The following is a 13,823-nucleotide window of genomic DNA, read 5'->3' as shown; positions in this document are numbered from 1 at the left end:
TGTGCGCCCTCCCGCGCCCTCGCGCCCACCGCCTTTGGACGCGGGCGGCGGCGTCTTTGGTGGGGGTGCGGGCCGACCAAGGTCCGATGTGGCGGGGTGCGTGCCGCGCCTAGCGTCGCGGCATGACGCAGCCGTCCACCCCTTCCGCCGCCGCGGCGGGCCGGGGCCATGAGAACGCCCCGGCGGGCCGGGGGCACGAGAACGCCCCGCCCGGCCGGGTCCACGAGGTCGACGCGGTCCGCGGGTTCGCCCTCGCGGGCATCCTCGTGGCCAACATCGGCTTCCTGGCCGACCCGGGATACGCCCTGACCGGCGTCATGCCGATCCCCGACGGGCCCGTCGCGTACACGATCGTCGCCCTGGTCCTGACGAAGTTCTACGTGATCTTCTCGTTCCTGTTCGGCTACTCGTTCACGCTCCAGATGCGGGCCGCCGAGCGCGCGGGGGCGAGCGTGCGGGCCCGCACGCTGCGCCGCTGCCTGGGGTTGTTCCTCATCGGCGTCGCGCACGGCTTCCTGCTGTGGGTCGGCGACATCCTCACCCTGTACGCCCTGCTCGGCGTGGCCCTGCTGGCCCTGCGCGGCCTGCGGCCGAGGACGGCCGTCATCACCGGTGCCGCGATCATCGGCACGCTCACCCTGGTGATGGCGGCGCTCGCGGCGCTGTCCGCGCTCGGCCCGTCCCCCGCCCCGGCCGCGACGGCCGACCCCGCCGAGGCCGCCCGCGTTCTGGCCCTGGCCACCGGCGGGCCGCTGGACTTCCTGCGGATGCAGGCCGGCCTGTACCCGCCCATGGCGCTCATGGTCTGGGTGTTCCAGGGGCCGACGGCGCTGGCGATGTTCCTGTTCGGCCTGGCGGCGGGCAAGTCGCGGCTGCTGGAGGGCCTCGGGGCGCGCACCCGCCTGCTGCGCCGGGTCCAGTGGATCGGCTTCGGCGCCGGCCTGCCCGGCGGCGTCCTGTACGCGTGGAGCACCCCTCGCGGCGGCGTCGCCGAGGTCGCCGGCCTCGCCGTGAACACCGTCACCTCCCTGCTCCTCGCCGCCGCCTACGTCGCCACGCTGGTGCGGGTCATCGGCCGCTTCCCCGCCGTGGGCCGCGCCCTGGCGCCGGCCGGCCGGATGGCCGCCTCCAACTACCTCGGCCAGTCGCTGCTGGTCGCCCTGGTCTTCACCGGGTACGGCCTGGCGCTCGGCGGGCGGCTGGCGCCCATCGCGGTCATGGGGGTCGCCGCCGCGATCTACGCCGTGCTGCTGACGCTGAGCGCCTGGTGGCTGCGCTCCCACCGCCAGGGCCCGGTCGAGTACGGCCTGCGCCGCCTCACCAACGGGCCCGCCCGTTCTTGACCGAGCGCTCGGTTGGGAGATATATCAGGTCGTAGACATATGTAGGGAACCCGATATTCAGCCGGGAGGCGGCCGTGGCCCGTACCCAGGACCAGCGGCGGGCCGAGACCCGGGCCCGGCTGATCGACGCCGCCGCCGACCTGTTCGCCCGCAAGGGCTTCCACGCCGTCTCCGCCGAGGCCGTCGCCGAGGCGGCCGGCCGCACCACCGGCGCCCTCTACAACCACTTCGGCGGCAAGGAGGGGCTGCTGCTGGCCCTGCTGGAGGTGTGGAAGGACCAGACGGCGGCCGAGCTGCTCGCCGGGTTCGAGGACGTCATCGTCCTCGACGAGCGGCTGGCGGCCCTGTTCGAGGTGCTCACCCGCGACGACGGTGATCGCGGTGCGTCATGGCTCCTGCTGGAGATGGAGCTGTGGCTGCACGGCGCGCGCGATCCCGAGATCGGCGAGCCCCTCGCCCGCAGGTACGCCGGCATCCGCGCCCGGCTGGCCGAAGGGCTGGCCGACTGGGCCGACACGGCGGGGGTGCCCCTGCGGCGCTCGCCCGAGCGGACGGCCACGGCCGTGCTCGGCCTGCTGATCGGCTGCGCGGTGCAGCACCGTCTCGACCCGCCGGCGGTCGAGACCAGGGCCGTCGTCGAGGGTCTGCGCGACCTGCTCGGCCTCCCGGACGGCCCACCGCACGACCACCACCTCTCCCGACTCGCGCCGAAAGGGGAGCACCCATGCGGATCAACCTGTTAGAGGACGCCTGGGAGCAAGCAGTACCGCACGAGCAGTTCGCCTACCTCCGCCGCCACGCCCCCGTCCACTGGCACGACATCCCCGGCGACACGGGTTTCTGGGCCGTGACCCGCTACCACGACGTCAAGGCGATCAGCCGCGACACCCGCACCTGGTCCACCGAGGTCGGCACGGCGTTCCTGCGCGACCAGACCCCGGAGTTCATCGAGGTGGCCAGCCTCATGCTGCTCAACATGGACCCGCCCAAGCAGACCCGCTACCGGCGCCTGGTCAGCGCCGGCTTCACCCCGCGGACGATCGCCCGGCTCAAGGACCAGGTGCGGCGCCGGGCCGAGCGCATCGCCGACGGCGTCCTCGACAAGGGCGGCGAGGTGGAGTTCGTCACCGACGTCGCCGAGTACCTCCCGCTGCAGATGATCTGCGACCTCATCGGCGTCCCCGAGGAGGACCACGCGATGATCTTCGAGTGGTCCAACCGCATGGTCGGCTTCCAGGACCCCGACTTCCGCACGACTCCGGAGGACGGCGAGATCGCCGCCGCCGAGATCTTCCAGTACTGCGACGGCCTGGTCGAGCAGCGGCGCAAGCACCCCCGCGACGACATCCTCACCAGCCTGGTCCAGGCCGAGATCGACGGCGACCGGCTGACCCGGGAGGAGATCGACGCGTTCTTCGTGATCCTCTGCGTCGCGGGCAACGAGACGACCCGCAACCTCATCGCGCACGCCATGAACGCCCTCATCGAGCACCCGGACAGCTACCGCGAGCTGTCGGCCGGCCTGGGCGACGACAAGCTGTGGCACACCGCCACCGAGGAGTTCCTGCGCTGGGGGTCGTCCATCCACAACTTCCGGCGCACGGCGACCCGCGACACCGAGCTGCACGGGCAGCGCATCGCCGAGGGGGAGAAGGTGGTCACCTTCTACATGTCGGCCAACCGGGACGAGACGGTCTTCCCCGACCCGTACACCTTCGACATCCGGCGCGACCCCAACGACCACGTGACGTTCGGCGGCGGCGGCCCGCACTTCTGCCTGGGCGCCAACCTGGCGCGCCTGCAGATCACCTGCATGATCAGGGAGCTGCTGCGCCGCTTCCCGGCGGCCGAGCACGCCGGGCCGGTCCGGCGGATGCGCTCCGACTTCATCAACGGCATCAAGCGGATGCCGGTCCGCTTCACGACGGCCGCCTGAGCGGCCCATCGCCTCGGGCCCGCCCGCACGGTCCCCCCTCCGTGCGGGCGGGCCCGTCCGCGCGCTCAGCCGGGGGTGCCGGCGTGGTCGCGGTGGGTGAACATCTCGATCAGCACCCGCACCGGCATGTCGGCCTCCGTGTGGTACCGGAAGCTGCGCTCGGCGTTGATGCTGTAGTGGTTGCGCCGGCCGACGCGGGTGGGGCTGAGGTAGCCCGCCTCCCGCAGGTCCGTGACGATGCCCTGCGCCGACCGCTCGGTGATCCCGATCGTCGCGGCGATCTCGCGCACACGCACCTCGGGATTGCGGGCGATCTCCAGCAGCACGCGCGCGTGGTTGGTGAGGAAGGTCCAGCGGGACTGGCCGCCGGTGACGTTGCCCATGAAACTCACTCCGTAGATCCGGGCGGAGGTCTGGGCCCGGCTGGATGTCGCACAAGATTTTATAGCGAAAAATCTTTCCTGTATTCTCATACACGCTTACCCTTGGGGGCTACAAGAAGCGCCGCGAAGGTTGGTGATCTCCCGTAAGAAGGGCGACCGGCAAGGGGAGGTGACGACGTGCTCAAAGGCGACACTCCGCGCTTCCGAGGCGAGACCCAGGTGGGCGAGCGGGTGCTGTACGCCGACAGGCTCCTGCGCGTCACCTCGGGCGAGCGCTCCGGCGCGCCCTCGGTCGCGCTCGTCGGCGAGGTCGACCGCACCAACAGTCCCGCCCTGGCACGCGTCCTGCGCGAGGCCGCCGGGCTCGGCGGTAGCCTGGTGATCGACGCGGCGCGCCTGTCGTTCGTCGACGTCTCCGGTGTGCGCGTGCTGCTCGGGCTCGTCCGCGAGGGCGCGGCCACGGTGAGCGAGGTGCCCGCCCAGCTGCGCCGCCTGCTGGCCATGCTCCACCAGACCCTGTAGCCGACCGGCAGAGCGCGAGGACCCCGATGACCATGCTGACCCTCACCACGCGGAAGCTGCCCGGCGCCCGTGTGATCGCCGTCGGCGGCGAGGTGGACGCCGTGACCGCCGACCAGCTCGAGGGCTTCATCCGTGACGCGTGCCCCGGCGCCGGGGAGCGGCTCGTGCTGGACCTGAGCGAGATGCCGTTCATGGCCAGCCCGGGCCTGCGGGTGCTCATCTCCGCCGACGCGCTGCTGCGCGACGTCGGCGGCAGCCTGCACCTGGCCGGGATGCGGCCGGCGCCGGCCCGGCTCCTGGAGATCACCGGCACGGCCGACGTGCTGCGGATCCACGCCACGGTCGACCACGCCCTCACCGCCCCCCTGGACGAACTGGGCGCCTGACCGGCGTCCGCGCCGGTCCACCCCGCACCAAGAGGCGCAGCCACAACATTTACCGCAGCAAGAACCGCATGCGCCCCTCCATCAGTACTGTCGGTAAATAACGCGTTCCGTAGCGTCATGGGTGGAATGCGGCTTGAGGCAGTCTTTCGGGGGGATTCGCCATGACCTATCAAGCGCGGCACCACGTCACCGGCTGGGTGGGCTGGGTGTGGTTCGCGGCCATCATGATCATCATGTCGGGCCTGTTCAACGTGATCTCCGGCCTGTACGCCATCTTCAGCGGCGACTTCTACGTCGAGACGGCCCGGCGGCTGTTCCTGTTCAACCTCACGGGGTGGGGATGGGTGCACCTGCTGCTGGGGATCCTGTTGTTCGTGGTCGGCGTCGCCCTGATGGTCGGGCAGACGTGGGCGCGCGTCATCGGGGTCATCCTCGTCATGCTCAACGCGATCACGCAGCTCATCTGGATCGCCGTCAACCCCTGGTGGTCGCTCGTGGTCATCGCGGTGGACATGGTCGTCCTGTACGCGCTCATCGTCCACGGCCGCGAGGCCAAGGAGATGGCCGAAGGCTGACAGAGCGTCCGCCCGGCGCGCGGCCGTCACCTCCCTGACGCCGCACGCCGGGCGTCTTCGTGTCCGCGCCAGGCCCGCCGCCCAAGCGGATGAAAGCCGACGTATAACCTCGTCTGGGTTGATCTGGGTCGAGTCGTCGGTCAGGGGAGTGGCGTGCCACTGGAACAGGTGCTCGTGTTGCTGGTGGCCGCGGCCGGCGCGGGATGGGTCGACGCCGTCGTGGGCGGCGGCGGGCTGCTCCAGCTGCCGGCGCTGATGGTGGCCGGGGTGCCGCCCGTCCAGGCCATGGCCACCAACAAGCTGTCGTCCGTGTTCGGGACGGCGTCCGCCGCCGTGGCCTACGCCCGTACCACCAAGCTGGACCGCCAGGTGGCGCTGCCCGGCGCCGGCCTCGCCGTGGTCAGCGCCGGCCTCGGCGCCTCGGCCGCGGCCGCCATCTCCGCCGAGGTGCTGCGGCCGGTCGTGATGGCCGTGCTGCTGGGCGTGGCCGCCTTCGTGACGTTACGGCCGGCGCTCGGCTCCGTCCCGCAGCCCCACCTGCGGACCCGCGGCCGGATCACGGCCGCCGTGACGGTCGCCGGCGTCGGCATCGCCTTCTACGACGGCATCATGGGCCCCGGCACCGGGACGTTCCTCATCATCGCGTTCACCACGATCCTCGGCCTCGACTTCGTCTCCGCGTCGGCGTCCGCGAAGATCATCAACACCGGGACGAACCTGGGCGCGCTGTTCGTCTTCGCCTGGCAGGGGCACATCCTGTGGGGCCTCGGGCTCGGCATGGCGGTGTGCAACATCGCCGGCGCGCAGGTCGGGGCGCGGATGGCGCTGCGGCGCGGCACGGACTTCGTGCGGATCGTGCTGCTGGTCGTCGTCGTGGCCATGGTGATCCGGCTCGGCTGGCAGCAGTTCACCTGACGCTCCCGCGGGGGACCCGCGCCGGGCGCCGGGCGTCCCTAGACTGGCGGCATGCGCGCCAGCCGCCTCCTGTCCCTCCTCCTGCTCCTGCAGACGCGCGGGCGCATGACCGCCACCGAGCTGGCCGAGGAGCTGGAGGTGTCCGTCCGCACCGTCTACCGCGACGTCGAGGCGCTGTCCGCCGCCGGCGTGCCCGTCTACGCCGACCGCGGCCCGGCCGGCGGCTACCAGCTCCTCGACGGCTACCGCACCCGCCTGAACGGCCTGACCGCCGAGGAGGCGTCCTCGCTGTTCCTCGCGGGCCTGCCCGGCCCGGCCGCCGAGCTGGGCCTGGCCGACGTCGCCGCCACCGCCGAGCTGAAGCTGCTCGCCGCCCTCCCGCCCGAGCCCCGCTCGTACGCCTCCCGCATGCGCGAGCGCTTCCTGCTCGACGTGCCCGGCTGGTACCGGGGCCCGGACGAGGCTCCCCACCTGAGCGCCGTGGCCGAGGCCGTGTGGGACCTGCGGCCGATCCGGATGACCTACCGGCGCTGGGGCAACCAGGAGGTCGAGCGGATGGTCCACCCGTACGGGCTGGTCCTGAAGGGCGGCTCGTGGTACCTGGTCGCCGCGCCGCCCGGCGGGACACCGCGCACCTACCGCGTCTCGCGGATCCTGACGCTGGAGACGCTTCCCGGCCGCTTCGACCGGCCCGAGGGCTTCGACCTGACGGAGTTCTGGCACGCGTACGCCAAGGAGTTCCGCGAGCGCATGTACACCGCCGAGGCCGTCGTCAGGCTGGCCCCCGGCGCCGACGGCCTGTTCTCGTACACGATGGGCGGCGACGCCGTGGCCGCCGCGATGGAGGAGGCCGGCCCGGCCGACGCCGACGGCTGGCGCACGATGACCGTCCCCGTCGAGTCGCTGCGGCACGCCCGCTGGCTGCTGCTGCGCATGGGCGCGCTCGTCGAGGTGGTGAGCCCGCCGGAGCTGCGCGAGCTGATGGCCGAGGCGGTCGCCGAGCTGGCCAAGATGTACGACGGATGAGGGGTTTCCCGGCGGGTTCGTCTACGGTTGGGACATGACCGACGACCTGGCTTCCCTCGTGCGGCAGGCGCGGGACGACGACCCGCTGGTGGCGCTGCAGGCCACCACGGCGCTGCGCCACGAGATCGAGCGCATGGAGGCCGTGCAGGTCCGCAGGGCCCGGGTGGCCGGACTGCCCTGGGCGCAGATCGCCGACGCGATCGGCGTCAGCAAGCAGGCCGTCCACAAGAAGTACGGCCGGCGCTGACCCGCTCGGCCGCCGGACCCACCATCCGTAACCTGAGAGGCGCCTCACCTTCGTTAGGATCGGGTCCATGCGCAAGGACGCCGTGCACAACCGCGAGCGCCTCCTGCGGGCGGCCAGGTCGCTGTTCGCCGACCGGGGGCTCGACGTGCCGCTGGAGGAGATCGCCCGCACGGCCGGCGTCAGCATCGGCACCCTCTACAACCGCTTCCCCACCCGGCAGGCGCTGGTCGAGGCGGTCTTCGAGGACCGCACGGCCACGGTGGCCCGGCTGGCCGAGGAGGCGCTGACCGCCGACGACGCCTGGGAGGGGTTCGTCGCGTTCCTGACCGGCGTGTGCGAGCTGCAGGCGGCCGACCTCGGCTACAACGACGTCGCCGTCCGCGGCGCCGCAGGGGGAGACCCCGCCGGCGGCTACAGCCTGATGCGGCGCATCGTCGATCGCGCCCACGCGTCGGGCCAGCTCCGCGCGGACGTCACGCTGGAGGACATGGCGTTCGTGACCTGGGGTATCGCCGCGACGGTGCGGGCGACGTTCCGCGTCGCGCCCGGAGCCTGGCGCCGCCACCTCGCGCTGACGCTCGACGGCCTGCGCGCCTCCTCGGCCTCGCAGACCCGGCCCTTGCCCGCGCCGCCCCTGACGCGGGAGCAGACCGCCCTGCTCATGCCCGAGTGCGGCTGACCCGCCGCGCGCCCGCCGCGTCCGGCATGGGGCCGACGGCACGCGCCCGCCGCACCCGGCACGGGGCCGTCAGCACGCGCGCGCCTCGCCGCCCTGCTCCACCAGGTCCTCGTACACCCGCACCTTGTAGCTGATCAGGTCGTAGCTCTCGCTGAGGCGCGCCATCTGCTCGACCACCCGCTCCTGGTGCCGGCGCATCAGCACGAGGCGCTGCTCCTCGTTGCCCGGCCCCTGGCGGACGAGGTCGGTGTAGGCGCGGATGTCCGGCAGCGGCATGCCGGAGGCGCGCAGGACGACGCACACGGACAGCCACTCCACGTCGCGCTCGGCGTACACGCGCCGCCCGCCCGCCTCCCGCCGCACCGGGTGGGCGAGGATGCCCTCCCGCTCGTAGAAGCGCAGCGCGTGGACGCTCAGCCCGGTCCGTTCGGCGACCTGGCTGATCGTGAGCCCTGGGGCGGCGGCATCCGGCATGCGGGCCAGCATAGCGCCGGCGGAAGTTGACCTAGAGCCGCCTCTAGGGGCTAGCGTGCGACGCGTCCGGCCGCCTCGGGAGCGGGCCGGCGATCCCCCTTCCTTCGCACAAGGAGCACGTGCATGCGCTATCGCGTCCTCGGCGGCACCGGCATCGAGGTGAGCGTCCACTGCCTCGGCACGATGATGTTCGGCGCCGTCGGCAACCCCGACCACGACGACTGCGTCCGCATCGTGCACGCGGCGCTCGACCGCGGCGTCAACTTCGTCGACACCGCCGACATGTACTCGGCGGGCGAGTCGGAGGAGATCGTCGGCAAGGCGCTCAAGGGCCGCCGCGACGACGTGGTGCTGGCGAGCAAGGTGTACTTCCCGATGGGCGAGGGCCCCAACCGCGGGGGCGCCTCGCGCCGCTGGATCGTCCGGGAGGTCGAGGCCAGCCTCCGCCGCCTGGGCACCGACTGGATCGACCTGTACCAGGTGCACCGCTTCGACGAGCGGACCGACCTGGAGGAGACCCTGTGGGCGCTGACCGACCTGGTGCGGGCGGGCAAGATCCGCGCGTTCGGCTGCTCGACGTTCCCGGTCGAGGAGATCGTGGAGGCGCGGCACGTGGCCGAGCGGCGCGGCCTCATGCGCTTCCGCACCGAGCAGCCGCCGTACTCGCTGCTGCGCCGCGGGGCCGAGACGGCGGTGCTGCCGCTCTGCCAGAGGTACGGCATGGGCGTGCTGACCTGGAGCCCCCTGGCCTCGGGCTTCCTGACCGGGAAGTACCGCAAGGGCCGCCCGGCGGACCTGTCCACGGGCCGGGCCGCGCTCACGCCCGCCCGCTTCGACCCGGCGCTGCCGGGCAACGCGGCCAAGTACGACGCCGTCGAGGAGCTGGCGGCCGTGGCCGAGAGCATCGGCTGCTCGCTGCCGGAACTGGCCGTGGCCTTCCCGGCGGCGCATCCCGGCGTCACCTCGGTGATCATCGGGCCGCGGACCATGGAGCAACTGGAGGCGCTGCTGAGCGGGGCGTCGCTGACGCTGGACGACGGGACGCTGGACCGGATCGACGCCATCGTGCCGCCGGGCGCCGACCTCTACCAGGCCGACGGGGCCTGGCGGCCGCGGGTGCTGACCGACGCCGCCCTGCGCCGCCGCCCGGTCACCGACCGCGCCGCGGCGGTCTGACTCCGGGTCACCGTGAACACCCTCGCCGGGTTCGGCGAAAGGAGGTCATGAACCAGAGGATCAAGAGGTGACCGCGATACCCCGCGCGCTGCCGGCGCAGGACGCGGACGTCGTGATCATCGAGCAGTCCTGGCACGACCCCGAGCGCTTCGCCGCCGTCTTCGACCGCCACTACGCCGGCATCCACGCCTACGCCGCGCGCAGGCTCGGCGGCGGCCTCGCCGACGACGTGGCCGCGGAGACGTTCCTCATCGCCTTCGACAAGCGCGCCGGCTACGACGTGTCGCACCCCGACGCGCGGCCCTGGCTGTACGGCATAGCGTCCAACCTCATCGCTCGCCACCGCCGCGCCGAGGTGCGCCAGTACCGGGCGCTGGCCAGAGCGGGCGCGGACGACGCGGCGGAGGACCACGCCGAGCGGGTCGCGGGCGCGGTCGATGCGGGAGCGCGCACGGCCCGGCTCGCCGCGGCCCTGGCCGAGATCGCCGACGGCGACCGGGACGTGCTGCTCCTCGTCGCCTGGGCCGAGCTCACCTCGGAGCAGGCGGGCAACGCGCTCGGCATCCCGGCCGGCACGGCGCGTTCCCGGTTGCACCGGGCCCGCAAGAAGATCCAGGCCGCTCTCGGAGAGGACGCGTGATGAACGACATCGAGACGCTGCGCGAGACCTGGGAGCGGCCGGCGCCGCCGGCTCCCGGCGCCCGGGCTGCGGCCAGGGCCGCCCTGCTGGCCAGAGCCGCCGGGCCGCCCCGCCGGAGGAGCCGGAGGAGCCTGTGGGCGGTGCGGGCGCTGGCGGTGGCCGCCGCCACGGTGGTGATCGCCACGGGGGCGACCGTGGTCCAGACCGTGACCGGCGGGGAGAGCGCCCTGCCCCCCGCCAACGCCCAGGTGGTGCTGACGAGGATCGCCGCGGCCGTGCAGGAGAAGGATTTCACGCCGCCCCGCGACGACCAGTGGATCTACATCGAGACCCGCAGGCAGGGCCACTTGTTCAAGGGCATGCCCCGCGGTGCACGGTTCACGCCGCGTACGCCGCTCAGGACCGACGTCAGTGACTTCTGGACGCGCGCCGACGGCAGGCGGGTCGGCTACCTGGTGAACGGCAGGCTGATGACCAGCAATCCCGGTGAGCGGACGCCGGAGAACACCTACGCCCTCCTGATGGCCCTGCCCACCGACCCCGACGCGCTCCTGGCCGAGTTCCGTAAGATGCACGGCACGTACACACGGATCGACGACGACTACATCTTCGAGCGGTTCGCCGTGACGCTCCAGCAGAGCATCGTCCCTCCCGCGCAGGAGGCCGCGATCTACCGGGCACTGGCCAAGATCCCCGGCGTGACGGTGGACGAGTCCGGCACCGACGCCGATGGCCGTCCCGCGCTGTCGGTCTCCCGCGTCGCCGACGGCTGGCGCAAGGTGGAGATCCTGCTGGACCCGGTGACGTACGCCTCCCGAGGCTGGCGCGAGACCGCGGTCGCCGACCACGACGAGATGTTCCCAGGGCCCGGCACCGAGGCGTTCGACAAGGACGGCAAGCGCGAAACCCCGTACCGGGAGTGGAGCATCGAGAAGGGAACCACCTGGAACGTCTACACCCGCACCGCTGTGGGCGTCGTCGACCAGGTCGGCCAGAAACCGCGGCGGGGCTGACCGCCCGTGTCCCGGCCGCGGCGTCTCACGCGCCGCGGCCGGCGCCGCCCGGGTTCCCGCCTCGGGAGCCGTCCGCTTTCCCGCCTCCGGCGTCGCCGGCTTTCCCGGCCGCGGCTTCGGCGGCCTGCACAGCCTCGGCGGCCCTCACGGCCTCGGCGTTCCAGCCGAGCCCGATGGCCAGGGCGACGGCGACGGCGCCCAGCGCGACGCACAGCGCGGTCATCGGCGCCATCCACTCGCCCAGCAGGCTCGTCAGCCCGGTCCAGGCGAAGGGCGGCGCGGCCAGGCCCGCGACGAAGGCCGCGGTGATGGCGGTGGTGCGCAGGGTGGTGCCGATCGCGCCGGCCACGGGGGCGACGGCGCGCTCGGTCACCTTGGTGGCCAACGCCCCGAGGGCGAAGCAGCAGCTCAGAAGCGTGATGGCGGCCAGCACGGTGGCGAAGGTGACGCCGTCGTCCCGCAGCCCCGGCGAGTCGTCGAAGAGCTCCTCGAACGGTGTGCCGTCGACCGCCCTCATGACGGAGTCGAAACCGTCGTCCAGGCCCCCGAGGGCCAGGGCGAGCAGCGACAGGGTCACCATCGCGGCACCGGCGGCCTGCCACGGCGGTCGTCTCCTCCTCGGGGGCCTGCCGAGCGGGTCCGTCGGTGTGCGTGCCGGGGTGAGGATCGCCGTCTCGCGTTCGGTGATCATCCTGGTGACGTCCAGGGGGAGCCACCACGGCGCGTCCACGGCGGGTCCGGCGAGCCGGTCGATGACGGCGGGCACGCCGGGGCGCCCGGCCGGCTCCTTGTCCAGGCAGGCGGTGATCAGGTCGGCGAGGTCGTCCGGGATCCCGGCCAGGTCGGGCTGCTCGTGCACGATCCGGAAGCCGAGCGCCTCGCCGTGGCCGACGCCGAACGGGCTGCGGCCGGTCGCGGCGTAGGCCAGCACGCCGCCGAGGGCGAACACGTCGGACGGCGGCCCGACCGCGTGGCCGCGGGCCTGCTCGGGCGACATGAACGCGGGGGTGCCCACCACCATGCGCGAGTGGGTGTGGCTGACGCGGTCCAGGGCGCGGGCGATGCCGAAGTCGATGAGGCGGGGGCCGCCCTCGGCCAGGATCACGTTGCCCGGCTTGAGGTCGCGGTGCACGAGACCGCAGGCGTGGACGGCGGCGAGCCCCTCGGCCAGGCCCGCCCCGAGGACGGCGACCGACGCGGCGGGCAGCGGGCCGTGGCGGCTCACCGCCTCGTCCAGGGACGGACCGGGGATGTAGGCGGTGGCCAGCCACGGCCGCTCCGCGGAGGTGTCGGCGTCGACCACCTGCGCGGTGTAGAAGCCGCCGACCTTGCGGGCCGCCTCCACCTCATGGGCGAAGCGGCGCCGGAACTCCGCGTCGCCGGCCAGGTCGGGGCGCACCACCTTGACAGCGACCGGGAGCCCGCCGCGCGAGCGGCCCAGGAACACCTCTCCCATCCCGCCGCCGCCCAGCCGCCCCACCAGCCGGTACGGCCCCATCACGGGCGCGTCGCCCGGTCGCAGAGCATGGATCACGCCGGTCACCGGCTCCTCTGCCTGTCCGCGACCCTCGGCAGGGGCCGCCGCGCCCGGCCGGGCGTCGCCCGTCCCGGCCACGGACCGCGGCGCGATCCCGGGCGCCCGCCCGCGACCGGGGTGGCGACGCGCCCAGGGGGCGGCGCGTCGTTCGTCTCGCGGTCTGGTCCGGCCATCGCAGCCCTCCTCGGCGGGACCGGCCTCCGGCGGCAGACCGACCCTTTCTAGAGAATTTTTCTAGAAGAGTTTTTTGGATCGACCCTGTGATTGTCAATCGGCCGCCGTCCCCGGTAAGGATGTGGCGTGAAGTCAGCGAAGCAGGCGCGCGGCCGGGAGACCGTGGAGCAACTGGTGGAGGCCGCGATGGCGGTCTACGCCGAGGGCGGCCCCGAGCGCTTCACGCTGACCGCGGTCATCGAGGCCAGCGGCGTGAGCGTGGGCAGCCTCTACCACCACTTCGGCAGCTTCGACGTGCTGGCCGCGGAGGTGTGGAGCCGCTGCATGGCCGACCTGCTCGACCACCTCGTCGCGGCCCTGCGCGCCACGCGCACCGCCCGCACCGGCGTCCGCGCCATGGTCGTCGGCTACCTGCGCTGGGCCGCCGGGCACCGGGCGCGGGCGCACTTCCTGCTGGTGTCGCCGTACGCGGGGCGCGTCCTCCCGCACGCCGAGCGGATGCGGGCCGGCAAGGCGGAGCGAATGGAGGCCATCGCCGCGTGGTTCGCGCCGCACGTCGCGGCGGGCCGCATCCAGGACCTGCCGCCGGCGCTCATCGAGATGCTCGTGATCGGGCCGGTCGCGGAGACCGTCCGCCGCTGGCTGGCCGGTGTGCCCGGCATCGACCTCGACGAGGCGGCCCGGCTGCTGCCCGAACGGATCTGGCAGTCCGTCCGGGGACCGGACTCCTAGCGGCCCGTCCGGGGACCGGCCTTCTGGCGGTCCATCCGGGGACCGGCTTCCTGGTGGCCCGTCCG

17 protein-coding genes are annotated in these 13,823 nt (G+C 73.3%); 14 read left to right on the top strand and 3 right to left on the bottom strand.

The genetic code is table 11. The annotated features are described in order from the left end of the window. Positions 1-122: 122 nt before the first annotated feature. From HD595_RS41320 to HD595_RS41310, 3 genes are all read left to right on the top strand, one after another. The gene (locus HD595_RS41320; RefSeq protein ID WP_253779214.1) at positions 123-1,343 is read left to right on the top strand and encodes a DUF418 domain-containing protein; all 1,221 of its coding nucleotides are present in this window, start codon (positions 123-125) and stop codon (positions 1,341-1,343) included. A gap of 74 nt (positions 1,344-1,417) precedes the next feature. Beyond that, the gene (locus HD595_RS41315; RefSeq protein WP_253779212.1) at positions 1,418-2,086 is read left to right on the top strand and encodes a TetR/AcrR family transcriptional regulator; all 669 of its coding nucleotides are present in this window, start codon (positions 1,418-1,420) and stop codon (positions 2,084-2,086) included. After that, positions 2,068-3,279, top strand: coding sequence for a cytochrome P450 (locus tag HD595_RS41310; protein WP_253779209.1), 1,212 nt, complete (start codon positions 2,068-2,070; stop codon positions 3,277-3,279). The genes HD595_RS41315 and HD595_RS41310 overlap by 19 nt, the downstream gene beginning before the upstream one ends. 65 nt (positions 3,280-3,344) lie before the next feature. On the opposite strand, the gene HD595_RS41305 is transcribed toward HD595_RS41310, so the two are convergent. Further along, entirely contained in the window at positions 3,345-3,662 is a 318-nt protein-coding gene (locus tag HD595_RS41305; RefSeq protein WP_253779206.1) for a helix-turn-helix transcriptional regulator, read from the bottom strand. A gap of 177 nt (positions 3,663-3,839) precedes the next feature. Between HD595_RS41305 and HD595_RS41300 the strand changes: the two genes are divergently transcribed. The 7 genes from HD595_RS41300 to HD595_RS41270 all read left to right on the top strand — a co-directional run bounded on the left by HD595_RS41300 (position 3,840) and on the right by HD595_RS41270 (position 8,012). Next, on the top strand, positions 3,840-4,184 hold the full coding sequence (locus tag HD595_RS41300; protein ID WP_253779203.1) for an STAS domain-containing protein: 345 nt from the start codon (positions 3,840-3,842) through the stop codon (positions 4,182-4,184). 26 nt (positions 4,185-4,210) lie between these two features. After that, positions 4,211-4,570, top strand: coding sequence for an STAS domain-containing protein (locus HD595_RS41295; RefSeq protein ID WP_253779200.1), 360 nt, complete (start codon positions 4,211-4,213; stop codon positions 4,568-4,570). A gap of 161 nt (positions 4,571-4,731) precedes the next feature. Beyond that, positions 4,732-5,145 (top strand): DUF7144 family membrane protein, encoded by a 414-nt coding sequence (locus HD595_RS41290; RefSeq protein ID WP_253779198.1) that lies wholly within the window; start codon positions 4,732-4,734, stop codon positions 5,143-5,145. 153 nt (positions 5,146-5,298) lie between these two features. Next, on the top strand, positions 5,299-6,060 hold the full coding sequence (locus HD595_RS41285) for a TSUP family transporter (RefSeq protein WP_253779196.1): 762 nt from the start codon (positions 5,299-5,301) through the stop codon (positions 6,058-6,060). Positions 6,061-6,111: 51 nt separating this feature from the next. Further along, the gene (locus tag HD595_RS41280; RefSeq protein ID WP_253779194.1) at positions 6,112-7,086 is read left to right on the top strand and encodes a helix-turn-helix transcriptional regulator; all 975 of its coding nucleotides are present in this window, start codon (positions 6,112-6,114) and stop codon (positions 7,084-7,086) included. 34 nt (positions 7,087-7,120) lie between these two features. Then, positions 7,121-7,333, top strand: a complete 213-nt coding sequence (locus HD595_RS41275; RefSeq protein WP_253779191.1) for a hypothetical protein — start codon at positions 7,121-7,123, stop codon at positions 7,331-7,333. Between the two features lie 67 nt (positions 7,334-7,400). Beyond that, on the top strand, positions 7,401-8,012 hold the full coding sequence (locus HD595_RS41270) for a TetR/AcrR family transcriptional regulator (RefSeq protein WP_253779188.1): 612 nt from the start codon (positions 7,401-7,403) through the stop codon (positions 8,010-8,012). A gap of 69 nt (positions 8,013-8,081) precedes the next feature. On the opposite strand, the gene HD595_RS41265 is transcribed toward HD595_RS41270, so the two are convergent. Further along, positions 8,082-8,486: a MerR family transcriptional regulator gene (locus tag HD595_RS41265; protein ID WP_253779185.1), complete on the bottom strand. Its 405-nt coding sequence runs from the start codon at positions 8,484-8,486 to the stop codon at positions 8,082-8,084. Between the two features lie 123 nt (positions 8,487-8,609). Here HD595_RS41265 and HD595_RS41260 point away from each other — a divergent pair, with 123 nt between their 5' ends. The 3 genes from HD595_RS41260 to HD595_RS41250 all read left to right on the top strand — a co-directional run bounded on the left by HD595_RS41260 (position 8,610) and on the right by HD595_RS41250 (position 11,315). Next, on the top strand, positions 8,610-9,662 hold the full coding sequence (locus tag HD595_RS41260; protein WP_253779184.1) for an aldo/keto reductase: 1,053 nt from the start codon (positions 8,610-8,612) through the stop codon (positions 9,660-9,662). Positions 9,663-9,729: 67 nt separating this feature from the next. Then, a complete protein-coding gene (locus HD595_RS41255; RefSeq protein WP_253779182.1) occupies positions 9,730-10,302 on the top strand; it encodes an RNA polymerase sigma factor in 573 nt (190 codons plus the stop codon). Then, the gene (locus tag HD595_RS41250) at positions 10,302-11,315 is read left to right on the top strand and encodes a CU044_5270 family protein (RefSeq protein WP_253779180.1); all 1,014 of its coding nucleotides are present in this window, start codon (positions 10,302-10,304) and stop codon (positions 11,313-11,315) included. The genes HD595_RS41255 and HD595_RS41250 overlap by 1 nt, the downstream gene beginning before the upstream one ends. Positions 11,316-11,340: 25 nt before the next feature. Here the strand turns inward: HD595_RS41250 and HD595_RS41245 are convergent, their stop codons facing one another. Beyond that, positions 11,341-12,849 carry a serine/threonine-protein kinase gene (locus HD595_RS41245; protein ID WP_253779178.1) on the bottom strand — a complete coding sequence of 503 codons (1,509 nt, stop codon included), beginning with the start codon at positions 12,847-12,849 and terminating at the stop codon, positions 11,341-11,343. Between the two features lie 303 nt (positions 12,850-13,152). Here HD595_RS41245 and HD595_RS41240 point away from each other — a divergent pair, with 303 nt between their 5' ends. Continuing rightward, positions 13,153-13,758 carry a TetR/AcrR family transcriptional regulator gene (locus HD595_RS41240; protein ID WP_253779176.1) on the top strand — a complete coding sequence of 202 codons (606 nt, stop codon included), beginning with the start codon at positions 13,153-13,155 and terminating at the stop codon, positions 13,756-13,758. Positions 13,759-13,823: the final 65 nt, after the last annotated feature.

The organism is Nonomuraea roseoviolacea subsp. carminata (assembly GCF_024172185.1).
Lineage (GTDB): Bacteria > Actinomycetota > Actinomycetes > Streptosporangiales > Streptosporangiaceae > Nonomuraea > Nonomuraea roseoviolacea.
Note: the sequence above shows the minus strand (reverse complement) of the source record. Positions and strands in the feature narration are given on the sequence as shown.